Consider the following 23392-nt stretch of genomic DNA (forward strand, 5'->3'; position numbering starts at 1 on the left):
GCCCAGGCTCTCGGGGCTCGCCGCATAGGTCATGCGGTCGACGTTCACCACCACCTCATCCGTGGTCGACAACAGCCGCCGCAGCACCGCCGAGCCAATGAAGCCCAGGCCACCAGTGATCAGGATGGGCATGGGCGCACGCTCTCCCGTATGTCGATCAAAATGCCAATGAAACACAACTATAAGTCTATGTGCGGCGCAGCATTGCGCGCAATGCTGCGCTGCGGCGAATTGGCGCCCGAAAGGTTCGGCTCGACCACGAGAAGCCGCGGAAATCTGAGATAAGTCGCGCAATACAGGCCCGATCGCTACGCCAGATCGTGACACAAAATACCACTTATGCGTGTGTCTCTGCCTGACTTAGCGTCGGCACCGCTGCCCCGCTTTGGAACCCCCAATGACCCAGACACTCGGCCTCGGCCTGCTCGGCACCGCGACGCAATGGTACCTGCCCGGGACCGACCCGGCCCTGTTGCCGCTCCCCGCCATCGGCGCGCCGCCGTTGCTGCACGCCATCACGGAGACCAACTTCTCCGATCCACCCCCCAGCGGACTCCTCTTCGGTGGTCTCGTGCAGGCCAGCCGCAGCGCCGCCGGCCTGCTCGTTGATGTGCTCGGCGCATGGAACAGCGTGAAGAACGCCATCATCCTCTCGGACACGGCGGACCGCGTGACGCTGTCGGGCTTCGTGCATACCGATGTCACGCTCGGCGATGGCGATGATTCCTTCGTCGCGGTGATCGGCGCCAAGCGCGGCAACATCATCACCGGCGATGGCGATGACGTCGTCACCATCCAGGTCGCGGACAATGCGCTCGGCTGGGTCAACACCTTCCGCGTCACGACCGGCCAGGGCGATGACATCGTGACCGTCGGCGCGCTCGACATCGCCGCCCGGATCGCCGCGGGGGACGCGACCTTCGCCGCGACCGCCAATGGCGCCGGGTCCTTCACCGGCGTCGATTCCGGCACGCTGACCATCGTCGATCTCGGGGCCGGGGACGACCGGTTCCTCGGCCTCGGCCAAAGCCGCGACCAGATCTTCGGCGGTGATGGCGACGACGTGATCGCGGCGGGGCGCGGCGACGACATCCTGGGCGGCGGTGCCGGCGCCGACATCTTCCGCTTCGCCGCCGGTGACGGCGCGGACCGCGTCTCCGATTTCACGCCAGGCGAGGATCGCCTGCAATTCACCAGCCTGTCCGTGGCGCAGATCGAGGCCATGCTGGACGCCGCCATGGCGCAGGATGGCGGGACGCTGCTGACCCACGGATCGGACAGCGTCCTTCTCGCCGGAATCGCGCCCGGCGACTTGTCGCTCAGCGACTTCTTCTGAGGGCCGGCGCAGGCCTGCGCCCCTTGCGGGTCCATGACGCGGCGCGCCGATCAGCGCCGCTTCAGCAGCGCGAGGTCGCACATGCCGGACAGCACCGCCTCACGCAGGTCGAGCAGGGCGAAGGCCTGACCCCACGCGCTTTCGAATTGCGCCCGGCTGCGCAGGCGGCGCTGCCCGGGCGCGGCTTCGGGCGCCTCCGCGGTGCCGTGGCGTTGCCAGCCCAGCAGACGCGCGACACCGCCGGCACCGCCGATCAACGCCGCCGCGCCAGGCGTGCCGAACAGCAGCAGGCCGCCCGGTGCCATGGCTGCCGCCAGCGCATCCACCAGCGCCGCTTCCTCGGCGGCGTCGATACCGTCCAACGCCGTCACCAGCCTGGCCTCACCTGCCGGCACCTCGGCAAGGCCGGTCGGACGCAGGTCCAGTTGTGGCCCGAAGGACGCCGGCGACCGCCCCGTCACCCCGCGCAGGCACGACGCGCCTGTGACCGCATTGCCCGCGGGCGGCAGCGCCAGACCGGCATGCGGTGCCCAGACACGATCCGCCGCGAAGCCGAGCCGCAGCACATTGGCGTGCGCCGCCGACGCCGGAGAAAGATGGAACTCGTAACCGGGCCGGATCGTCCCTGGCGGATGGCCAAGCGCGGCATCGAGTGCGGTGTCGCTGCCGTCCATCGGAACCAGCGGGACGCGCGCAGCGCCATGCAGCACCACCGGCGACATGATTGGCGGCGTACCGCGGGGCGGTACGGCCCAGATGCACACCCGCGCCCCGCCATCGGGCTGCCGTTCGACGGAATCGATGCGCCACAGGCCGTCGCGCAGCGCTTCGCGTCGCCAGCCGCGCGCGAGTTCCTCGGGCGGATCGGCCAGCAGCAGCGTCGGCCGCGCCAGCAGCGGCAGCGCCTCCGCACCACCAAGCAGGCGCACGTCGCGCAGCCGGCGCCCGACCAGATGCGGCGGCAGGGGCAGCGCGAAGCCGGCTGGGGCCCCGGCGGGTGGCCCATCGGGCGGTGCCGAGCGCACGGGATGATCGGGCTGGCCTTCCGCGACCACCTCGCCGGCAACTTCCAGCCGCAGCAGCGGCGGAGCGTCCTTGATGGCATCCCAGGCCCAGCCGCGCAGCGCGCCGCCCGAAATGGCCTGCACCGCGCCGCGCGTGCCGATGCAGGGCGCCGCGGGGCCGCGACGGCGGGCGATCACCAGGTCCTGGTAGTCGAAAGGGTCCACCCCGCGCGCGCACCATGCGCCTGGGCGCCATTCCGCATCGAAGCCCGCGGCATCGAGCAGCCCCAGGATTTCGGCCGCGTCATAGGCGACCGCGTCTTCCGGAACGCCGGGATTGGCGAGCCGCGCAATGCCGTGGACAGCGGGGAAGTCGCGATCCGCGCGGCCCGCGGCGATCGCTTCGCGCGCCGGCGCATCGAGCAGGAAGAAGGTCGCCACCAGCGCACCGCCAGGGCGGCAGAGTCGCGCCGCCTCGGCGAAATATCGCACCAACGCATCCGGCAGGAGATGCGTGAACAGCGAGAAGGCAACGACACGGTCGAAGCGTTCCTCCCACGGCAGCAGCATCGCCTTGTGCGCCGGGATGCGGCCGCGCGGATTCGCGTAGCTGTTGCGAATGTCGGCGTGATGAAAGCGGAAGCGCGGATCGATCTCGCCGATATGGCGCCGACACCAGGCAATGGCCTCCGCGGCCGCATCCATGCCCAGGTAGCGCCCATGCGTGCCGAGCCGCGCCGCCAGCGGCATGGCGAGCCGCCCCCAGCCGCAGCCGATGTCAAGCACCGCATGATCGGGCTCCAGGCCGGCGGTCTCCTCGAGCGCCGCGCGCAACAGCAGCCCGGTCTCGAGGAAGTCCCGCGCATCGGTCGAGCCGACCCGGCGCAAGGCGGTGCGATCCGGCAGGGGGAAGCCAGGGGCGACGAGGATCGCCTGGGACTCAGGGGCAGCGAGCACGCGCGTGGCCCGAGACACAGATTCGCCATATGCGTGTATTTTGCATTGCATTAAATACCTTATTTAGCGCATCACGTTAATGTCTTGCTATCCATGGTTGTATATCCGAAACTTTCCAATGGTCCATATGTCGGAAACGACTGCCCTCGGAGCCCCCAGGCTCATCATTCTCGCGGTGGACGGTGATCACGTCAGCCCCTTCGCCGACGGCCTCGCGCGCCGCGGTGTCGCCGTGCAGATGGCGCATAGCGCCGAGTTCCTGATGCAGCGCGTCTCGACTGAGCCACCCGACGCGGTTCTGGTCCTGCCGTCGCGGGACGCCCCCAGCAGCGCGCGAGACGCGGTCCAGCTGATGCGGAGCGTGCCGCGCATTCCCTGCGTGCTGGTCGCGGCACCGGATGACGGCCCGGAGGACCGCGCCGCGGCGCTGGAGGCCGGCGCGGCGGAGGTCCTGCATGGTGGGATCCCGCTGCCGGAGGCGATCGCCCGCATTCGCGCCGTGCTGCGCCGCGCCCGCCCGCGCGGCACTGAACCGGCCGCCTGGCGCCTGCTCGACACCGGTCGGCGGCTGGTGTCGCCGGCGAATGAAGCCTTGCGGCTCACCACGGCGGAATTCGGCCTGATCGCCCTGCTGACAACGGCGGCCGGCACGCCGGTTGACCGGGAGGCGGTGTGTCGCACGGTATTCCGCCGCCCCTGGCGACCGGATGACCGGGCGGTGGACAGCCTCGTGAAGCGACTGAGGCCCAAACTGCCCGTGGACGCGATCCAGTCGGTGCGTGGCATTGGCTATGCGCTGACCCTCCCGATCCGCCACATCCATAAGCGTGTGTAAATTTGTGCACCGCACATGCATGAGACTCTCGTTGTCACGTTATGCAACCTACAGTGGTGATCGGCACAGTGGGACAACCGGTCCCAAGCGCGGGAGATTCTGAGCATGGCGGACTTCGCGACCCTTCCCGGCGGCGTTTTGCTGGGCACCAACGGTTCGGATGTCGTGAATGCGGATACCGACATTCCCGGCAGCTTCGACAATCTGATCGCCACCTTCGGCGGGGCTGACACGATCCATGCCGGCGCCGGGGACGACATTGTCTTCGCCGGCAAGGGCGGCGATGCCGCCTATGGCGACGCAGGCGACGATATCCTGTTCGGCGACAACGGCAGCGACCTCCTCGACGGCGGCACCGGCGACGACGTCGTGGATGGCGGCAAGGGCAACGACCTCGTGCTCGGCGGCACCGGCAACGATGTCGTGTCGGGCGGCGCAGGCGCCGACACGGTCCTGGGCGGCGACGGCAACGACATCGCCGATGGCGGCGATGGCGACGATCTGGTCGATGGCGGAGCCGGCAACGACCAGGTGCTTGGCGGCGACGGCAAGGACACGCTGTTCGGTGGCTCGGGGGATGACTGGGTGGCCGGCGGCAAGGGCGCCGACAACCTGTATGGCGGGCCCGGCAACGACACGCTGCTGGGCGGGGCCGGCAACGACACCATGGTCGGTGGCTCGGGCAATGACACCTTCTACTTCGAGAGCGGCTTCGGCCGCGACGTGGTGCTCGACTTCCGGCCCGGCGAGGACGTGATCGCCATCAAGGCGAACATCAACGGCACCGGCATCAGCAGCACGTCCGACCTGGCCGGCCGCGTGTCCAGCGATGACACCGGCTCGGTCATCAACCTCGGCGGCGGCGACCAGATCAAGCTGGTTGGCGTCTCCAGCGAAGATCTGCTGAGCCATCTCAGCAGCTACGTCCGCATCGTCTGAGGCGATCCTGGACGCGCGCCCCGAAGTCGCGGTTCCAAGGGGGGAGGTCGTGGACCTCCCCTTTGTGGAGATGACTGCGTCGGCCGGGGTGATTGCCCTGCCAAGGGCGCTGCTGAGCCGGGGCGGCATCCTGCTGGTGGATGTCACGCTGGGCGCAGCGCTGCCCGATGGCGCGGCGCGCCTGTTCGTCGATGGGGAGCCCCTGCCGCCGCCCAGTGCGACGGCGCTGCCCGGGGCAAGGCGGGCGTTGCATGCGGCGCGTCCGCGTCGCCCGCTGCTGTCGGACATGGCGATCGAATTGCGCTTCGGTGCCGATGCGGCGGCGCGCTTTCCGCTGCCGACGCTGCTGACCCCCACCGCCTTCGCCGCGGGTTTCGAGGGGGGCGAACGGGAGGCGCTGTTGCGCTTCCTCGCCGCCACCTGCGCGCCGATGCTGCGGGCCGGGGCGGATATCGACCTCGCGACGCTGTGCCAGCTGCTCGCCGCGCCCGTCGGCGTCGCGCGCCGGTTGGCGCGGCCCGAATCCGGGATGTCCGCCTGGCAGACGCCGGGCGCGCCCGAAGGTGTGTGGCGGCTTCTGGCGCCGGCCGGCATCACCTCCGCTGGGATTCCCGAGGCTGGCGTCCTGCTGCTGGACGGCGCACCGCCGCCGGGGAGCCTGTTGCTGCCGCCAGCGCCCATGCCGCCATTGCGCCTGGCCATGCCGACCGGGCAGGCCGGATTGCGCGCGACGATCCGCGCGGCGCTTGCGGGGCGACGCGGCGCGCCGCGCCTGCTTCCGGCGCTGGCCGACCGCGCGAGGCGGGACCCCCGCGCTGCGGCACTGTTGCGCGAGGTGCAGTTGCTTGCGCCGGCGCGGCCGACCCGGATCGAGGATGCGACAGGCCCGGTCGGCGGCGGGATCGACCTTGCCGTGTCGGACCATGAAGGCGGGGTCTTCCTCTGCGGCTGGCTGCGCGATCCGCTGGGCCTGGTGGCCGGGCTGTCGCTGCGCGGGCCGGGTGCTGCGCATGCGGTGCCCGCCGCGGCGCTGCATCGTGTGGCGCGGCCTGACATCGCCGATCGCTTCGCCCGTGCGCCGCTCGGCGGCGCGGGCGCACGGCCCGGCTTCCTGGCCCATCTGCCGGGGATCGACCCGGCCGGGACGGCGCAATGGCAACTCGCGCTGCAATTCGCCGGCGACGGCGCGGCAATCCTGACCGCCCCACCCGGCCTGCTGCCGCCCGAGACGGCACGCGACCTGGTGCTGCGCGCCGTGCACCCTTCCGCAGCCGATGCCGCGCTGCTCGATGCGGTCATCATGCCGGCGGCGTCGGCGTTGCATCGCGCGGTGCTGCGCGATGCCAAGGGCGCGCCCGGCTCGATCGCCTTCGGCACCTTGCCGGCGCGGCCGCGCGCGAGCCTGATCGTGCCGCTGTATCGCAACCTGCGCTTCCTGCGTTTCCAGCTGGCGGCCTTCGCCCGCGATGCCGAATGCCGTGCGGCGGAACTGATCTATGTCCTCGACAGCCCCGAGCAGCGCCATGAGGTCGAGCATCTGCTGCGCGGCATGGCGTCCATGCTCGGTATCGGGCTGCGACTGGTGGTGATGCCGCGCAACGGCGGATACGCCTCGGCCTGCAATGCGGGTGCGGCGGAGGCGCACTCACCCACGCTGCTGTTCCTCAATTCGGACGTTCTGCCGGCGGGGGAAGGCTGGCTCGGGCGCATGCTGGCGCGGCTCGCGCGCGACCGGCGGCTGGCCGCAGTCGGGCCGCGGCTGCTGTTCGAGGACGGCTCGATCCAGCATGCCGGCCTGTTGTTCCGCCGTGGCGAGGACGGCGTCTGGCTGAACGACCACTATTGCAAGGGCTTCCCGCGCCAGCACGCAGCGGCACGGCAGGCGCGCATCGTGCCGGCGGTGACCGGGGCGGCCCTGCTGGTCGGCCGCGACGCCTTCGAGCGCGTCGACGGCTTCTGCACGGACTACATCCTCGGCGATTTCGAGGATTCCGACCTGTGCCTGAAGCTGCGCGCGGCGGGTGGCGAGATCGCCTATGAACCCGGCGCCGAGTTGTTCCACTTCGAACGCCAATCCATCGCGCTGCATGAAGGCCATTCGCGCACCCTGGCCGGCGCGGTGAACCGCCGCCTGCACCATCTGCGCTGGGACGCTGCCATCGCCGCGCTGATGACGCGCTTTGCGGAGGCGTGACGGCATGCGGGTCCTGTTCCTTGCCCACAACCATCCGTCCTTGCAGGCCGGCGGCACCGAGGCCTTCGCGCTCGGCCTGTTCCGTGCCCTGCGCGACCGGCATGGTGCGGAAGGCCTGTTCCTCGCCGGGACCACCGGGCTGTTGCGGGAACGGCGGCCGGGCACGCTGTTGCAGGCGGTGGGCAGCGCGGCGGATGAGATGCTGGTCTCGCTCGACCATTTCGACCGCTTCTTCCTCTCCCAGGGTGATGTGTACGGGTTGGCGTCGCTGGGTCCGATGATCGCGCGGCTCGATCCCGACATCGTGCATCTCCACCACCCGCTGCTGTGGGGCATGGAGGGGATCGACTGGCTGCGCCGCATCCTGCCGCGGGCGACCATGGTGGCGACGCTGCATGATTATTTCCTGCTATGCCCGCGCGAGGGGCAGTTGCTGACGGCCGATGGGCGGCTCTGCCAGGGCCCGTCGGGCGATGCCTGCCGGCGCTGTTTTCCGGATCGGCTCGTGAGCGACTTCATGTTGCGCGAACTGGGCCTGCGCGGCGCCTTCACCGCCTTCGACACGCTGATCGCCCCAAGCGCATTCCTGCGCGACCGCTTCATCCAGGCCGGCTGGGATGCGGAACGGCTGCGTCTGCTGCGCAACGCGATCCCGGCCGCCGAGCCGGCGCCGCATCGTGGTGCAGCGGATGGGCGGCGCGACCGCTTCGCGGTGTTCGGCAATGTGAATCGCTTCAAGGGCGCGCTGGTGGCCCTCGCCGCATCGGCGCGGCTGAGCGCGGAAGGCGTCGCCCATGGCCTCGCGATCCATGGCGACACGGCATGGCAGAGCGACGCCTATCTCGCCGAGTTCGCTGCGGCGATCGAAGCCGCGCCGGCGGCGCGTCACCATGGGGCCTATGCGCCCGTCGAGCTGCGTGCGCGCATCGCCGCCGCCGACTGGGTCGTGGTGCCCTCGATCTGGTGGGAGAACGCGCCGCTCGTGATCCTCGAGGCCTTCCGCCATCGCCGTCCGGTCATCTGCGGCGATGTCGGCGGCATGGCCGAGGCGGTGCGCGACGGCATCGACGGGCTGCATGCGCCGGTCGGCGATGCGGATGGCCTCGCGGCGGTCATGCGACAGGCTGCGGAGACACCCGGCCTGTGGGACCGCCTGGTCGAAGGCATCGCCAAGCCGCCCGATCTCGATGCCGCCGCGGTGGCGCATCTCGCCCTGTATCGCAGCCTGATCCGCTCCAGCGCCGGAAGGAGACGCCGTGCCGTCCGAGACCGCGCCACCGCTTGATGCCATCGCCCCCGCCGCCGAGTTGCACGGGCTCGTGGACAACGCCGCGCCCGACCGTCTCTATGGCTGGGCCTGGAACGCCGCGGTTCCGCAGGAACGCGTGGCGGTCGAACTGCGCCTCGCCTCGTCGGCGGTGTTCCGCACGCAGGCCAACTTCGCCCGGCCGGATCTCGCCAAGGCTGGCATCGGCGATGGCTGCCACGCCTTCGAGATCCCGCTGGAACCCGACTGGATCCGTCGCCGGGCCGAGTTGGCGGTCGTGGCGCGGGCCGCGGACGGCACCGAATACACGGTGCCCATCCGTATCCGCCGCGCCATCGCCGAGGCACCGGAGGCCGGTGGCCAACGCACGCTTGAAGCGGTGGTCGCCTCCCATCGCCGCATCCATGAGGAATTGCGTTCGATCGGCACAAGGCTGCCGGAGGCGGGCGAGCGTGCCGCGCTCGATGCCTTGCTGCGGACGCAGCAGGGCATGGCGGAGCAACTGGCGACCCTGATGATCTGGCTGACGCGGCTGGAGGAGCGGCTGGCCGCGACACCGGCGGCCCCGGCCACGCCCGTGCGCCGTGGGCCCGACCGTTGGACCGTGCTGCTCGGCGTGGTGCTGGGAACGGTCTGGGCGGGTTCGCTGCTGCTCGCTATCCGGCTCGCGGGGGGCTGACGCATGGCGTCGGCGGCAATGGCAGGGCTGGCGGCGGAGACGATGCGCACCGCGCGCGTCGCCGCCTGGCTGGGCCTGGCCGGCGCGCTGGGGCCCTTCGCACTGGTGATGCTCACCGTGCAGTTCTATGCGCTGGTGGTCCCGACCGGCAGCCTGTCCACCGCCGCCGGCCTGTCCGCGGGCTTCGCCATCGTGGCGGTGGCGGTGGTGGCGCTGGGACAGATCCGCGAGCGCATGCTGCTGATTGGCACGGAGCGGCTGGTGCGCCGGCTGACCGCACGCGCCCTGCCGGCTGCGACCGCACGGGCGGCGCTGCCGGCGGTGGCCACCGAGCAGGCGCTGCGCGACATCGACGCCGTGCGGCGCGGCGTCGCCGTCCCGCTCTCCGCACTGGCGCTGGATGCCGTGCTGGTGCCGGTGCTGCTGCTGCTGCTCGCGCTGTTCCACTGGGCGTTCGCGCTGTTCGCGGCGTTGGCGGCGGGGCTCGCGTTGTTGCTGGGCCTGGCGGCGGAACGCGCGACGCGCGCGGCGCTGGTCGATGCCAATGATGCGGCCGCGCAGGGTGCGCGCCTTGTCGCCGATGCCGCGCGCTGCGCGGAGGCGGTGGAGGCGATGGGCATGCTGCCCGCCCTGGTGTCGCGCTGGGCCGGCGCGCTGGCCCGCGGCACGGTCGGGTTGCGGCGGGCACAGGGCACGGCGCGGCTGGCCGAGGCCGCGACGGCGACGCTCTACGCCGTGGCCCAGGGCGGGGCCATCACGGTCGGCGTCATCGTGCTCGCCGAGGGTGGCAGCATCGGATACGGCATCCTGGCCGGGATGCTGCTGACCGCGCGGGTGATGGACCCCTTCGCGCGCATCGGCGGGCAGTTCGAGGATGCCGCCGCCGCGCGCGCGGCGTGGCGGCGTCTCGACCGGCTGCTGACGATGGATGAATCCGCCCCCGCCGCCGCCAGCCGCGCCTTCCCTTGCCCCGAGGGCAGGCTTCTGGTCGAGCGTGTGACGCTGGTCTTCCCCGGTGCCGCGCAACCGATGCTGCGCGACGTGAACCTGGTGATGGGGCCGGGCGACGTGGTGGCGCTGGCCGGTCCGCCGGGCACGGGCAAATCCACGCTGCTGCGCGTGTTGCTGGGCATCCAGCCCTGCAATGCGGGCGAGGTCTTCCTCGACGGCCATGCCACGGCGCATTGGGATCGTGCCGACCTGTCGCGGCATCTCGGCTATCTGCCGCAGGAGCCGGTATTGCCCGAAGCCAGCGTGGCGGATTCCATCGCGCGGCTGGACGCTGCGCCCGACATGACGGCGGTGATCGCCGCGGCGCGGCTGGCGGGCGCGCTCGACATGATCGCGGGCCTGCCACAGGGCTTCGCCACGCGGATCGGCGGGACGATGGCGTTGTCGATGGGGCAGCGGCAACGCATCGCCCTGGCACGCGCCATCTATGGTGCGCCGCGGCTGGTGGTGCTCGACGAGCCGGCCGCCTTCCTGGATGCCGAAGGCGAGGCGGCGGTGGCCGCGATGATCGCCGCGTTGTCGGTCGCCGGGACGGGGGTGATCTTCACCTCCCATCGGGAAGGGCTGCTACGCGCGGCGGCGCGGGTGATGACCTTGCGTGACGGGCGGCTGGAGGAGACGGGTGCCAGGCGGCGGCTGCTCGCGGCGCCGCATGCACCGCGCGCCCTGCCCGAACCGGCGCGCCGCCTCGCGGCACCGGAGGCGGCATGAGCGGGGCCCTGTCACCCATCGCTGCGCCGTTGCGTGCCGCGTGGCCGGTACTGGCTGTCTGCGTGCTGGTCTCTGTGGCAGTGCAGGCGACCATGCTGACCACGCCGCTGCTGACCATGCACGTCTTCGATGGCGTGATGGAAAGCCGTAACCTCGAGACGTTGTGGGTGCTGGTGACCATCCTGCTGGTCGTGCTGCTGCTGGGTGGCGTGCTGCGCTACCTGCGCGCGGCGCTGCTCTCGGCGCTCTCGGAACGCGTGGGGCGGCGGCTGGAGTTGCGCGCCCTCGCGGCTTCGGTGCGCGTCGCGCTGGGCGGTGATCGCCCAGCGGCCGGTCGCGCGTTGCAGGATGTGGCGGCGCTGCGGCGGCTGCTCGGCGGCTCGGTGCCGGTGGATGTGCTCGACCTCGTCTCGATCCCCATCGCGCTGTTCGTGCTCTGGCTGCTGCATCCGCTGTTCTTCGCCGTGGCGCTGGTCTCCGCGCTCGTGCAGGGCCTGATCGGCCTCGCCGCCGATCGCGCGACGCGCGGTCCGGTACAGGCGGCCGCGCAGCAGGTGGGACGTGGTCGGCGCGACCTGTCGGCGCAGCTGGCGCAACGGGAACTGGTGCTCGGCCTGGGCCTGCTGCCGGCGGTGCTGGCGCGCTTCGCCCCGGTGCAGGCGCGGGCCATGGCCGATCGCGGCGTTGCGGAAGGGCGGGCGCGGGCGTTGAACGGCTTGTTGCAGCTCGCGGTCTCCGGGCAGCAACTTGCCACCGTGGCGGTCGGGGTCGGGCTGTTGCTCGCCCACGCCGTGTCTCCCGGCGCGATGCTGGCGGCAGCGACGATGACCAATCTCGCCACCCAGCCGGTCATGCATCTGGTCGGGCATTGGCGCGATTGGGGCGACGGCATTGCCGCGGTGCGACGCCTGGCGGCGACGGTGCGGCAGGGTACGGCGCCCGACATCGTGCCCCCCGAGGCCGCGCCGCAGGGTCTGCGTATCGAGGGGCTCACCCTGCGCCCCGAGCGTGCGGCGGTGCCGCTGGTCACGGAACTGACGATCGATCTCGCACCGGGCTCCGTCGTGGTCGTGGCCGGGCCGAACGGTATCGGCAAGACGACGCTGCTGCGCGCCGTCCTCGGCCTTGCGGCGCCGGAGGCCGGACGGGTGCTGCTCGATGGCCAGGACACGCGGCGCGCCGACCGCGCGGTGCTCGGCCCCCTGCTGGGGTATCTGCCGCAGGAGGCACAGCTGCTGGACGGCAGCGTTCTGGAGAATATCGGCCGCTTCGCCGGCGCCGGCACCGGCGATGCCGTCGCGGCGGCCCGCCTGGCCGGCGCCCATGCGGCCATCGGACGGCTGCCGCGCGGATACGAGAATGCGGCGGGGCCCGACGCCGGACTGTCCGGTGGGCAGGCCCGGCTGGTCGCCCTGGCCCGCGCGCTGCACGGCGCGCCGCGGTTGGTTGTCCTGGACGAGCCGGAAGCCGGGCTCGACGGCCATGGCCGGGTGGCCTTGCGCCAGGCGGTGGCCCGGTCCCGGGCCGGCGGGGCGATCGTGCTGCTGGTGTCGCACGACCCGGCGGCCTGGCGCGACGTCGCCGACACCGTGCTGCGCCTGGCGAAGGGCGGCGCCTGGACGTTGGAGAATGCCGCATGAGCGCCGCCGCCGACGCGCTGGAACGTGCCTTCGACGCCGCCATGCCGCCGCCGCGCATCGGGCAACTCGTCGCCGCGGCGCTTCTCGTGCTGGTTTTGGGGGTGGGGGGGCTTTTGCTGTGGGCCTCGGTGACGCCGATCGAACGGGCCGTGGTGGGGCAAGGCCAGCTTGCGGCGGAAGGGCGGCGCAAGACCGTCATGCTGCTGGAACCCGGCATCCTGCGGCGCCTGCTGGTGCGTGAGGGTGAGCGCGTCGCCGCGGGCCAGCCGCTGTTCCAGCTCGACACGACGCAGGCCGACGCGGCGGCGGCCCAGGCCCGTGCAGCCTTCCTCGGCCAGTCCGTCCGCGCCGCGCGGCTGATCGCGGAGCAGCAGGGCAGCCGCAGCATGGATGTGCCATCCGACGTTGGCGCCGCCGGCCGCAACGACCCGACCATAGCGGCCCTGATCGCCGCCGAAGGCAGGCTCTTTGCCGCGCGGTGGGAAGCCTATGACGGCCAGATCGGGGTCAGCCGCGCACGCATCGCCCAGTTGCAGGAGCAGATGGCCGCCTTCGTCGCGCAACGCGACGCCACCGCGATTCGCCTCGGCGCGATCCGGGAGGAACTTGCCGGCGTGACGCAATTGGTCGGCCGCGGCTTCGCTACCCGCACGCGGCAGTGGGAATTGCAGCGCGCCGAGGCCGAGATGGTCGGCAATCATGGCCAGTACCAGGCCCAGGAAGCCCAGGCGCGCGAAGCGATCGCCCAGGCCGAGCTGGAGATGGCGAATGCCCGGTTGAACCGCCAGCAGGATGTTGCGCGGGACCTGCAGGACGCCCAGGCGCAGCGCGCCGATGCCGAACAGCGGCTGCGCAGCGCCGAGGACATCCTGACCCGCCGCCTGCTCGTCGCGCAGGAGCCCGGCATCGTCACCGATATCCGCTTCTTCACCCCGGGCAGCAGCATCGCAGCCGGTACCGCGGTGCTCGACCTGGTGCCGGTGGATGACCGGCTGGAGGCGGAGGTGCGCGTCTCCCTCAACGACATCGAGAATGTCAGCGTTGGCCAGCCCGCGCGGCTGCGCCTGTCCGCGTTCCGATCGCGCGAGGTGCCGCTGCTGCCGACCGAGGTGACCTACGTATCGGCGGATCGGCAGGTTGATCCGCAAGGCTACGCCTATTTCGTCGCGCGCCTGGCCTTGCCGTCCGGCGCGGATGCGGCGCTGCCGCCGGGGACGGCTCTCGCACCGGGCATGCCGGTGGAGGCCTTCCTGCTCGGCGAGCGTCGCAGCGCGCTGAACTACATGCTGCGCCCGCTGCTCGACGGGCTGCGCCGGTCGCTGCGGGACTGATCCATGCGCGGCATCCAACCCCCCTTCCGCACGATGAGGCCCCGGCCATGACCGACTTCTTCGCCCTGCTTGAACGCCGCCGTGGCGGTCTGGTGGCGAGCGAGCCGGATTTCCCGTCGCCGCCGATGGCCGAGGTGGAAGCGGATGCGGCCACGACCGTTGCCGCCGAGGCGGCGCGCGGGGTGCGGATGACCGCCCTGGCACGCACCGGGCTGTTCGACCGCGAGCACTACGTCGCCACCTATCCCGATATCGCCGCCGCGGGCGTCGAGCCCTTCGAGCACTTCTTCGATCACGGGTACACCGAGGGTAGGCGGCCGAACGCCTATTTCGATCCGGCCTACTACCTCGCGCAGAATCCCGATGTCGTTGCGGGTGGCTTGAATCCGCTGTTCCACTACGCCTTCCACGGCGATGCGGAAGGTCGCAAGCCAAGCCCCTTCTTCGATCCGGCCTGGTACCGTGAACGCTACGCGCTTGCCGAGGGGGCGAATGCCCTCGCGCATTGGCTGGCGCATCGCCGCAGCGGGCGGTTCAGCCCGATGCCGGATTTCGACGTGGAGTACTATCTCGGCCGCAATCCTGATGTCGCCGCGGCTGGTGTCGATCCTTTCGAGCATTTCTGGGGGCACGGCTTCAAGGAAGGTCGCGACCCGTCGCCGGCTTTCGATGTGCGCTTCTATGCGCAGCGCTATCTGCGCGGGGACCTGTCGGAAAATCCCTTTGCCCATTGGCTGGCGCATCGGCATGAGCCCGGCGTGCATGGGCGCATGCCGGAGGATGAGGCTTCCGTTCCGCGCGAGGTGAAGCGCTTTACCAAGCCCGGTCCCGATTTCGAGGAATTCCGCCCACTGCCCGCCGACACCGCGCGGCGGGTGAAATTGCTGGCCTACTACCTGCCGCAATTCCACGCATTCGAGCAGAACGACGCCTGGTGGGGCACGGGTTTCACCGAATGGACCAACGTCCCGCGCGGCCTGCCGCGCTTCAAGGGGCACTACCAGCCGCGCGTGCCGCGCGACCTCGGCTTCTACACGCTTGAGGGCGACGCCGCCTTTCGCCGCCAGGTGGAAATGGCCAAGGCCGGCGGCGTGCACGGCTTCGTCTTCTACTGGTACTGGTTCAACGGCACGCGGCTGATGGAAAAGCCGGTCGAACGCTTCCTCGCCGATCCATCCATCGACATGCCCTTCGCCCTGATGTGGGCGAATGAGAACTGGACGCGGCGCTGGGACGGCGCCGAGAGCGAAGTGCTGATCAGCCAGGACTACCGGCCCGACGACGACGAGAAGATGGTCGCCGAATATGCCCGGCATTTCCGCGATCCACGCTACATCCGCGTGGGCGGCCGGCCGCTGCTGATGATGTATCGCCCGGCGCTGGTCCCGCAGTCGAAGTCCACCATCGCGCGCTGGCGCCATCTGTTCCGCGAGACGCATGGCGAGGACCCGCTGATCATCATGGCGCAGGGTTTCGGCGACACCGACCCACGCCCGCACGGCCTGGACGGCGCCATCGAATTCCCGCCGCACAAGCTGACGCAGACGATGGAGCCGGTCGCGACGGGGCTCGAGATTCTCGATCCCGACTTCACCGGCAAGGTCTATCACTATGCGGATGTCGCGCGTGTTTCGGTCGAGGAACCCGCGCCGGACTTCCCGCTGATCAAGACTGCCGTGCCGTCCTGGGACAACGACGCCCGGCGGCAGGGCAATGGCCTCGTCATCACCGGATCGACGCCGGCGGCCTATGAGGCCTGGCTCGCGCGGCTGATCGAGCATGCCGGCCAGCACCCTTTCCACGGCGAGGCGATCGTCTGCGTGAACGCCTGGAACGAGTGGTGCGAGGGCGCCTATCTGGAGCCCGACCTGCACTTCGGCGCGGCGTATCTGAACGCCACGGGCCGTGCGGTAACGGGCCAGACGCGGTTGGGCGAGGACGCGCCGCCCCGGCTGCTGTTGGTCGGGCATGACGCCTTCCCGGGCGGGGCGCAGCAGCTGCTGTTGTCCATCGGTACCACGCTGCGTCGCGCCCATGGCTGCGAGGTCGAATTCCTGCTGCTCGGCGGTGGCGCCATGGAGCCGGCCTATCGACGTGTGGCGCCGACCACGGTGGTCTCCGGCGCGACCGCGTCGGCGCGGATCGGCGCGCTGGCCGCACGCGGCTTCCGCCATGCGATCGTGAACACGACCGCGGCCGGGTCGGTCGTGCCGGCACTGAAGGCGGCCGGCATCGGTGCGGTGCAGCTGGTGCATGAATTGCCGCGGCTGATCCGGGAGAAATACCTGGCCGAGGGTGCGCGCGCAGGTATCGCCGCCGCCCGCAAGGTGGTGTTCCCGGCGGGCTTCGTGCGGGACGAGGTGATGGGCCTTCTCGGCATCCTGCCCGATGAGCGTTGCCTGACGCGTCCCCAGGGTATCTACAAGGATCTCTCCGCGCCGACCGATGCCCGGGCGAAGATCCGCGCGGAGCTTGGTGTCGCCGAGGAGGATGCGCTGGTCCTGGGCATCGGCTATGCCGACATGCGCAAGGGCTTCGACCTGTTCCTGCAACTATGGCGCCTGCTGCGCTGGCGCGGCCGGCGGCGGGTGCATCTGTGCTGGCTCGGCACCATGGATCCCGGCATGGAAGGCTGGCTTGCGGATGAAATCGCCGCGGCGAAGGCCACGGGGACCTTCCATATGCCAGGCCGGCGCGAGGATGTCGGCGCCTTCCTGCGTGCCGCCGAAGCCTATGCCCTCACCTCGCGCGAGGACCCCTTCCCGTCGGTGGCGCTGGAGGCGATGGCCGCCGGCTTGCCGGTCATCGCCTTCGATCGCAGCGGCGGCATTCCGGAGATGTTGGCCGAGACTGGCGCGGGCGTGGTGGTCCCCTATGGCGATGTCACGGCCATGGCCGAGGCGCTCGCCGCCGCGCTGGCCTCGGATGCGCCGGACAAGCGGCGGATGCGGCGCGGCTTTGCCGCGGAGCGCTTTGCCTGGCGGCCCTATGTGCGCGACCTGCTCGCATTGGCGGTGCCGGATGCGCCATCGGTCTCGGTCGCCGTGCCGAACTACAACTACGCGCGCTACATGCATGAACGGCTGGGCAGTGTATTCGCGCAGTCGCTGCCGGTGCGGGAAGTCATCGTGCTCGATGATTGCTCGACCGATGACAGCCTCGACATCATCCGGGCGGTGGCGAAGCGGCATGGGCGGGACATTCGCCTCGCGCCCAATGAGACCAATTCCGGTTCGGTCTTCGCGCAGTGGCGCAAGGCAGCCGAGATGGCGGAGGGCGAGTTCCTCTGGATTGCCGAGGCGGACGACCTGTCCGACCCCGACTTCCTGCTGCGCGCCACGGCGCGGATGAAGGCCGATCCGGCGATCGCCTTCGCCTTCACCGACAGCCGCAGCATCCAGGCCGATGGCAGCCCGCTATGGCCGGACTACAAGGGATACTACGCGACGCTGGGCCGCGATGCTCTGCAGCGCAGCGAGGTCTTCGCCGCCGCGGACTTCGTCCGACGCTTCCTCGCCGTGAAGAACATGGTGTTGAACGTCAGCGCCGTGGTGTGGCGGCGCCAGGCGTTGCTCGACGCGCTCGCGGCCTGCGGGGAAGAACTGCGCGGCTTCCGCATGGGCGGCGACTGGCGGCTGTATCTGCAGGCGCTCGCGGCACCTGGTGCGCGCGTTGCCTATGAGGCGACGCCGCTGAACGTGCATCGGCGCCATGCCCAGAGCGTGACCCACGCCCTCGATGCCACGCGGCATGTCGAGGAGATCGCACGCTGCCACGACTACGCGCGCGCCGCCTTCCCGGCGGCAGCCGAGGCCGCGAAGGCCCAGCGCGACTATCTCGCGGAGGTGGCGGCGCAACTTGGCGCACCGCCGCCGGCCCCCGTGAAGACCCGGCGCCGCGTGCGCCGCAAAGGCGGCCGCAAGACATGAAGCGGACCGACGCCAAGACACGACGCAAACCCACTGGAGATCGCGAACCGATGTATGTTCCGCCGTATGATGCCCTGCTTCAGACCATCGGCACCTCGCGGGAGGCGCTGAAGGACGAACAGGATGTGAAGATCCCGGTCGGCCTGCTTCGCTTCCTGCTGCAGATCGCGGTGGCGAATGGCGACTTCAACGAGGCCGGCTACCTTGCCGCCAACCCCGACGTCGCCGATGCGCTGCGCGCCGGCACCATCGACAATGCCAGGCTGCACTATATCGGCTTCGGCTATTTCGAAGGCCGCCAGGGTGGCACGCCCGATGTCGAGGAACGCTGGTACCTGCGCTCCTACCCCGATGTCGGCGCGGCGGTGAAGGCCGGCAAGCTGAATTCGGGGCGCGAGCATTTCAGCATGATCGGTGCATCCGAGTGGCGCAGCCCGAGCCCGCGCTATGAGGCAGACGCGCAGCAATGGAAGCAGGCGCTGGAAGCAGCGTGAGCCGGGGAGGGGCATCGCCCCTCCCGTCTTCCGCCGGAGTTTCGGCGCCACGACACCTGCCTGGAGGCCCCATGAGCGAGACCGCACTGCCACCCCTGTTTCGCATCGCCGCCCCGGGCGAACGCATCTGCTTCTGGGGGGCGCCGGCGCATGTCGGCGCCCATGCCAGCCTGGCCGAGGGGTTGGAGGCGACCGGTGCCAATACCGGCAACCTCTTCATCGGCCATGGCCTGTTCCACGGCACGGATTGCGCCCAGAAGGCCTTCCATCCGGGCTTCGGCGCCATTCCGGCCGAGCGCCTGCATGAGCATTTCGATCGTGTCTTCGTGCCGGCCTCGAACTTCGTCGGCAATGGCGTGGACCTCACCGACCATGCCGACTACTTCGCCCGGGCCAAGGTGCCGCTGTTCTGCTTCGGCCTCGGGTCCCAGCTTCGCCCCGGGGAAGCGCCGGCGCTCAAGCCCGGTACCGAGCGCCTGCTGCGCCTGATGAATGAACAGGGCTCCATCGGCGTGCGTGGGGCGTTCACGGCGCAGGTGCTGTGGGACATGGGCATGCGCAATCTCAGCATTGTCGGCTGCCCGTCGCTGTTGGGGCTGCGGGCGGAAACGCTGCAACGCCTGGCCGGGGCCGTTCCCGCGCGCGACAAGGTGGCGGTGAACCTGTCGAACAATGTTCGTCGCCATGCCTTGTATCCCGAGGCGATGCGCGCGTCGGAGAACGGGCTTTTCCAGCGCCTGCTCGGCGAGAACGCGTACTACATGCTTCAGAACGAGCGGGCGGAGATGGACTTCCTCGCCGCCATGACGGCCGGGGACGGTCGGAAGGCGGCAACGCTGGCGCAGCACATCGCGGAGATCTTCGACCTTTCGGCATCCCGCGAGGATCTGCGCATCTTCCTGGAGCGCCGGGTGCGGATGTTCTTCTCCGTCGAGGACTGGGTCGGCTGCATGCAGACCATGACCGTGTCGATCGGCAGCCGCTTCCACGGCAACATCGCGGCGTTGCTGGCCGGCACGCCGGCCTATTTCCTCGTGCATGACATGCGGACGCTGGAGCTGTGCGAGTTGCTGCGCGTGCCGCATCTGCTGCTTGAACGCCCCGTGCCGGCGGAGGAGATCCTCGAACGTGCTGCCGAGGCCGATTATCGGCCGTTCCTCGCGCAGCTGGGCCGACTCACGATGGAATGGAGGCTGTTCCTGCGGCGCAACGGGCTCGACATCGCCATGCATGCAGAAATGGACCAGGGGCCCGTGCAGGCCGCCGCCTGACGAAGCGTCGATACCGCATGGCGGTGCCGTCTCGCCTGCCTGAGTGGAGGACGCGACGCTTGAGATACGTCCTGGCCGTGCTCGCGCTGTTGCTCACGCATGGTGCCGCGCGCGCACAGGCCGTGATGGTTGGCGCCATACGCTGGGATGATTGGCTACCGAACTCGCCCGAGATTGCATTGCTCGACACGCCGCAATGGCGGTCGCGCATGCCGTTCCATGCCGCGCGCGACGCCGATGGCACTTTGCGGATCAATGGCGCGCTGGAGAACGTGCTGGCCGCGGACAATGCCTATGCCCGCGCCGGCGGGTTGGACTACTTCGTCTTCGGCCTCTACCCCGAAGCGGGATCCTGGGGCCGGGCTCCGGCACGGCAATTGGGGCTGAACCGCACCCTTGCCAGCTTCCTGCGGCTGCCGGATCGCGGCGGAATGCGCTTCGCCATCAGCCTGAACCAATCCTTCCCTCAGGAGGATTTCGCCGATACCGCCGAGACACTGGCGCAGCTCGTGGCGCATCCGGACTACATCCGCGCGCCCGACGGCACCGCGCCGATCTTCCTTTTCGGGCATGAGCCGGAAGCGTGGTCGCGGTCGCTGGGCTCGCCCGAGCGCTTCCGTGACGCCTTCGCGGCGCTGCGGGACGCGGTGCATCGGCAAAGCGGCGTCCGACTTCTCGCCATCTTCCTGCACGCGGACCCGCAACGTGGGGCGGAACTGGCGCGGGCTTTGGGGATGGACATGCTCTCGGCTTATGTCGTGCCGGCAGGCAGCGGCGGCCGGGCCCTGTCATACGCGTCCTGCGTCGCCAGGATGCAGGCGCATTGGCAGGCCCTCGCCGCGAGCGGCCTGCCCGTCCTGCCCAACCTGACGACGGGCTGGGATTATCGGCCGCGCATCGAGGCGCGCGGACAGCGCACGGGCGCGCCGGGAAGCCCCAACTGGTGCGATCCGCCACGACCCGGCGAACTCGACAATGCCCTGCGCGCCGCCATTCGATCCGCGACATCGCCGTTCCGGAGCGTGTTGGTCTATGGCTGGAACGAGTTCACCGAAGGGGGCTGGCTGTCCCCCACCTGGACCGAGGGGACCGCCAGGCTCGTGGAATTCCGGCAGGTGCTCGGCGACGGCGGAGCACCGCGCGAGGTCGTACTGACCTGGCCCGAATACGGCGTAACCGCCCCCGACTGCGCGCTGCACAGCACGGCGCGGGACCGCGCGGCCACGCTGCGAGCCTGCGGCAGGCCCGGCGTGGTACCGTGGCCCTGCCCACCCGGCATGACCATCCGGAACGATGCTTTGCGGGCACCGAGCGGCCTTGAAGCGCTGTGGTACGACGGCGCCTGGGCCGTGCGGCGTTGCGTTCGGGGCGAAGGATAGTCGAGACCGAGCGGCGACGATCGGCTTCGGCACCAGCCTCGTGACGGGCTGTCCAGAGGCGAATCCCTCGGCAATGTCCAGCAGGGTCACCGTGGGCTGTGCGACGGCCGGCATTCCGGCGTCCAAACCACCATTCCCGACTTCCGGACCGACGCCAGGGCCTTCGCGTTGCGGTCGTGGAGCCTTGCCGATGCCGGCAGACTGCCCAACGCCGTGCGCCAGGCGCCGGCTGCGAAGGCGCCCAGCCTCATCGACGCGATGACCGACGCTATGAAAGTGCCGGCTTCTCTCCATTTCGCCTCCCCGAACCGGGGCTGACGGGCGATTGGGGCCGCCGGCCGACGCGCGCTGAGGCCAGGCCAGGCCCGGTGTCCGATCCCCCCGCTTGCCGCCGCGGGGATCGCCATGCCAGCATTCCTCAAAATCCGGCCTGAGCCGGGACAATGTGGGTGGGAGCGCTCGGATATGGACGACATCGGCTTCAATCGCCGTCGCTTGTTTCAAGGTGCGGCGACCGTGGCACTTGCGGGTGGCTTGCCGGCGGTCGCGCGAGCGCAACCCGCACCACGGGAAGCGCCGGATCTCGCGGCCCTCGTCCAGCAGAACCGACTGCCACCCTTGGCAGAACGCGTCGGCACCGCGCCCCTGGTGGTGTCGCCGAACGAGCCCAACGCCCGCTACGGCGGCACGCTGCGTCGCGGCCTCCGCGGCGGTTCCGATCACAATGGCATTCTCCGCCTGGTCGGCAACCAGGGGCTGACGCGCTGGAACATGGCCTTCACCGATGTGCTGCCCGGTGTCGCGCAATCCTGGGAGGTCAGCCCCGACAGCAAGGTCTTCACCTTCAAGCTCCGCCCCGGCATGCGCTGGTCCGACGGGACACCCTTCACCGCCGACGACATCCTGTTTTCGATCAATGATTGCATCCTGAACACCGAGCTCTTCCGCTCCCCGCCAAGCCTGTGGGTGATCGATGGCCAGCCGGTGCGCTGCGAAAAGGTTGACGACACCACGGTGCGTTTCACCTTCGCCGGCCCCTACGGGCTGTTCCTCCAGCAAATGGCGACACCGCTCGGCCAGCACCCGACGCTGTTCGCCAAGCACTACTGCTCGCGATTCCATCCGCGCTTCAACACGGACCTTCCAGCGGTGCTGCGGGCGGCGAACGTGTCGGACTGGGCGCAGCTGTTCCGCCAGCGCTGCGGCGACATCGAGATCCCGTCGCGCTGGTCGAACCCGGAGAAGCCGACGCTCGAACCCTGGGTGATCGATGAGCCCTACCAGGGCGGCGCGACGCGCGTGACGATGAAGCGCAACCCGTTCTTCTGGCAGGTCGATACGGACGGCCGGCAACTGCCCTATGTCGACCGGCTGAACTTCCAGATCTACCAGGATGTCGAGAGCCTGATGCTCGATGTCATCGGCGGAAGGCTCGACCTGCAGGAACGCCATATCGACACGCTCGCGAACAAGCCGGTCGTCTCGCAGAACCAGCAGCGCGGCGGATACCGGATGTTCGAGACGGTGGCCGCGCTGTCCAACTCCATGACGATCTACCCGAACATCACCCACAAGGACCCGAAGATGCGGGAGATGTTGGGGAACAAGGATTTCCGGCGCGCCCTGTCGCTCGGCATCAATCGGCCGGAGATCGTGGACATCGTCTATCTCGGCCAGAGCGAGCCGTGGCAGATCGGACCCCGCCCGACGCATCCCTGGTATCATGAGAAGCTGGCGCGTCAGTTCACCGACCATGATCCGGCCGAGGCGAACCGCATCCTCGATCGACTGGGCTACAACCGCCGCGATGCACAGCGTTTCCGCCTGCGCCCCGACGGGCAGCGGGTGTTCCTGACGATCGACGTGATCACCGCGTTGTATCCCGACAACAACGATGCGCTTGAACTGATCAAGCGGCACTGGGCCGAGATCGGCATCGACCTGAAGATCAACGCCATCGATCGGTCGCTGTACTACACCCGTGGCGACAACAACGATCCCGACATGGCGGTGTGGCCCGGCCCGGGTGGGCTCGAGCCGATGCTCGATCCGCGCGACTATTTCGCGCAGCACCCGCAGGGCACACGCTACGCCATTCCCTGGGCGGTCTGGTACGCCTCCGGCGGCAAGGAAGGTGTCGAGCCGCCGGATCATCAGAAGGAGAGGATGCGGCTGTACGACGCCGCGCGTTCGACCCCCGATACGGCCGAACAGGGCCGGCTGATGAAGCAGGTCTTCGACATCGCCGCCGAGCAATTCGAATGCCTCGGCGTGGCGATGGCGCCGAACAGCTTCGGCGTGGCGTCGAACCGCCTGCGCGGGGTGCCGGCGAGCATGCCGAACAGCTGGTCCTGGCCGCATCCGGGACCATCCATGCCGCAGCAGTTCTTCTTCACCTCGTGACGCCAGGGCGCG

At 70.1% G+C, this 23392-nt stretch carries 16 protein-coding genes; 14 read left to right on the top strand and 2 right to left on the bottom strand.

The window, feature by feature from the left end:
• A partial coding sequence (locus tag AAFN86_RS24895; protein WP_347546387.1) for an NAD-dependent epimerase/dehydratase family protein occupies positions 1–132 on the bottom strand: 132 nt, incomplete at its 3' end.
• Between the two features lie 265 nt (positions 133–397).
• On the opposite strand from AAFN86_RS24895, the gene AAFN86_RS24900 reads away from it, so the two are divergent.
• Positions 398–1336 carry a hypothetical protein gene (locus tag AAFN86_RS24900; protein WP_347546298.1) on the top strand — a complete coding sequence of 313 codons (939 nt, stop codon included), beginning with the start codon at positions 398–400 and terminating at the stop codon, positions 1334–1336.
• 50 nt (positions 1337–1386) lie between these two features.
• Here the strand turns inward: AAFN86_RS24900 and AAFN86_RS24905 are convergent, their stop codons facing one another.
• Positions 1387–3297 (bottom strand): class I SAM-dependent methyltransferase, encoded by a 1911-nt coding sequence (locus tag AAFN86_RS24905; protein ID WP_347546299.1) that lies wholly within the window; start codon positions 3295–3297, stop codon positions 1387–1389.
• A gap of 175 nt (positions 3298–3472) precedes the next feature.
• Here AAFN86_RS24905 and AAFN86_RS24910 point away from each other — a divergent pair, with 175 nt between their 5' ends.
• The 13 genes from AAFN86_RS24910 to AAFN86_RS24970 all read left to right on the top strand — a co-directional run bounded on the left by AAFN86_RS24910 (position 3473) and on the right by AAFN86_RS24970 (position 23380).
• Complete coding sequence (locus AAFN86_RS24910) at positions 3473–4132, top strand: winged helix-turn-helix domain-containing protein (RefSeq protein ID WP_347546300.1); 660 nt, start codon at positions 3473–3475, stop codon at positions 4130–4132.
• 105 nt (positions 4133–4237) lie between these two features.
• On the top strand, positions 4238–5071 hold the full coding sequence (locus AAFN86_RS24915; protein ID WP_347546301.1) for a calcium-binding protein: 834 nt from the start codon (positions 4238–4240) through the stop codon (positions 5069–5071).
• A gap of 49 nt (positions 5072–5120) precedes the next feature.
• The gene (locus tag AAFN86_RS24920; protein WP_347546302.1) at positions 5121–7265 is read left to right on the top strand and encodes a glycosyltransferase; all 2145 of its coding nucleotides are present in this window, start codon (positions 5121–5123) and stop codon (positions 7263–7265) included.
• A 4-nt stretch (positions 7266–7269) separates the two neighbouring features.
• Positions 7270–8550, top strand: coding sequence for a glycosyltransferase family 4 protein (locus AAFN86_RS24925; protein ID WP_347546303.1), 1281 nt, complete (start codon positions 7270–7272; stop codon positions 8548–8550).
• Positions 8522–9211, top strand: a complete 690-nt coding sequence (locus tag AAFN86_RS24930) for a hypothetical protein (protein WP_347546304.1) — start codon at positions 8522–8524, stop codon at positions 9209–9211. The genes AAFN86_RS24925 and AAFN86_RS24930 overlap by 29 nt, the downstream gene beginning before the upstream one ends.
• Before the next feature lie 3 nt (positions 9212–9214).
• Positions 9215–10933: an ATP-binding cassette domain-containing protein gene (locus tag AAFN86_RS24935; RefSeq protein WP_347546305.1), complete on the top strand. Its 1719-nt coding sequence runs from the start codon at positions 9215–9217 to the stop codon at positions 10931–10933.
• The gene (locus AAFN86_RS24940) at positions 10930–12573 is read left to right on the top strand and encodes an ATP-binding cassette domain-containing protein (protein WP_347546306.1); all 1644 of its coding nucleotides are present in this window, start codon (positions 10930–10932) and stop codon (positions 12571–12573) included. Before AAFN86_RS24935 ends, AAFN86_RS24940 begins: the two co-directional genes overlap by 4 nt.
• Complete coding sequence (locus tag AAFN86_RS24945; protein ID WP_347546307.1) at positions 12570–13904, top strand: HlyD family type I secretion periplasmic adaptor subunit; 1335 nt, start codon at positions 12570–12572, stop codon at positions 13902–13904. The genes AAFN86_RS24940 and AAFN86_RS24945 overlap by 4 nt, the downstream gene beginning before the upstream one ends.
• Positions 13905–13951: 47 nt before the next feature.
• A complete protein-coding gene (locus tag AAFN86_RS24950; protein ID WP_347546308.1) occupies positions 13952–17833 on the top strand; it encodes a glycoside hydrolase family 99-like domain-containing protein in 3882 nt (1293 codons plus the stop codon).
• Positions 17834–17883: 50 nt separating this feature from the next.
• Complete coding sequence (locus AAFN86_RS24955) at positions 17884–18327, top strand: hypothetical protein (protein ID WP_347546309.1); 444 nt, start codon at positions 17884–17886, stop codon at positions 18325–18327.
• Positions 18328–18398: 71 nt separating this feature from the next.
• A complete protein-coding gene (locus AAFN86_RS24960; protein WP_347546310.1) occupies positions 18399–19598 on the top strand; it encodes a polysaccharide pyruvyl transferase family protein in 1200 nt (399 codons plus the stop codon).
• A gap of 59 nt (positions 19599–19657) precedes the next feature.
• Positions 19658–20977 (top strand): hypothetical protein, encoded by a 1320-nt coding sequence (locus AAFN86_RS24965; RefSeq protein ID WP_347546311.1) that lies wholly within the window; start codon positions 19658–19660, stop codon positions 20975–20977.
• 465 nt (positions 20978–21442) lie between these two features.
• Positions 21443–23380: an ABC transporter substrate-binding protein gene (locus tag AAFN86_RS24970; protein WP_347546312.1), complete on the top strand. Its 1938-nt coding sequence runs from the start codon at positions 21443–21445 to the stop codon at positions 23378–23380.
• Positions 23381–23392: the final 12 nt, after the last annotated feature.

The sequence above is a fragment of the Roseomonas sp. CAU 1739 genome (assembly GCF_039839775.1).
Lineage (GTDB): Bacteria > Pseudomonadota > Alphaproteobacteria > Acetobacterales > Acetobacteraceae > Neoroseomonas.

What these genes read in the sequence shown, in the direction of transcription:
- AAFN86_RS24900 (WP_347546298.1), top strand. Translation starts at nt 398, where the DNA reads ATGACCCAGACACTCGGCCTCGGCCTGCTCGGCACCGCGACGCAATGG.
- AAFN86_RS24915 (WP_347546301.1), top strand. Translation starts at nt 4,238, where the DNA reads ATGGCGGACTTCGCGACCCTTCCCGGCGGCGTTTTGCTGGGCACCAAC.
- AAFN86_RS24925 (WP_347546303.1), top strand. Translation starts at nt 7,270, where the DNA reads ATGCGGGTCCTGTTCCTTGCCCACAACCATCCGTCCTTGCAGGCCGGC.
- AAFN86_RS24935 (WP_347546305.1), top strand. Translation starts at nt 9,215, where the DNA reads ATGGCGTCGGCGGCAATGGCAGGGCTGGCGGCGGAGACGATGCGCACC.
- AAFN86_RS24940 (WP_347546306.1), top strand. Translation starts at nt 10,930, where the DNA reads ATGAGCGGGGCCCTGTCACCCATCGCTGCGCCGTTGCGTGCCGCGTGG.
- AAFN86_RS24945 (WP_347546307.1), top strand. Translation starts at nt 12,570, where the DNA reads ATGAGCGCCGCCGCCGACGCGCTGGAACGTGCCTTCGACGCCGCCATG.
- AAFN86_RS24950 (WP_347546308.1), top strand. Translation starts at nt 13,952, where the DNA reads ATGACCGACTTCTTCGCCCTGCTTGAACGCCGCCGTGGCGGTCTGGTG.
- AAFN86_RS24955 (WP_347546309.1), top strand. Translation starts at nt 17,884, where the DNA reads ATGTATGTTCCGCCGTATGATGCCCTGCTTCAGACCATCGGCACCTCG.
- AAFN86_RS24960 (WP_347546310.1), top strand. Translation starts at nt 18,399, where the DNA reads ATGAGCGAGACCGCACTGCCACCCCTGTTTCGCATCGCCGCCCCGGGC.
- AAFN86_RS24970 (WP_347546312.1), top strand. Translation starts at nt 21,443, where the DNA reads ATGGACGACATCGGCTTCAATCGCCGTCGCTTGTTTCAAGGTGCGGCG.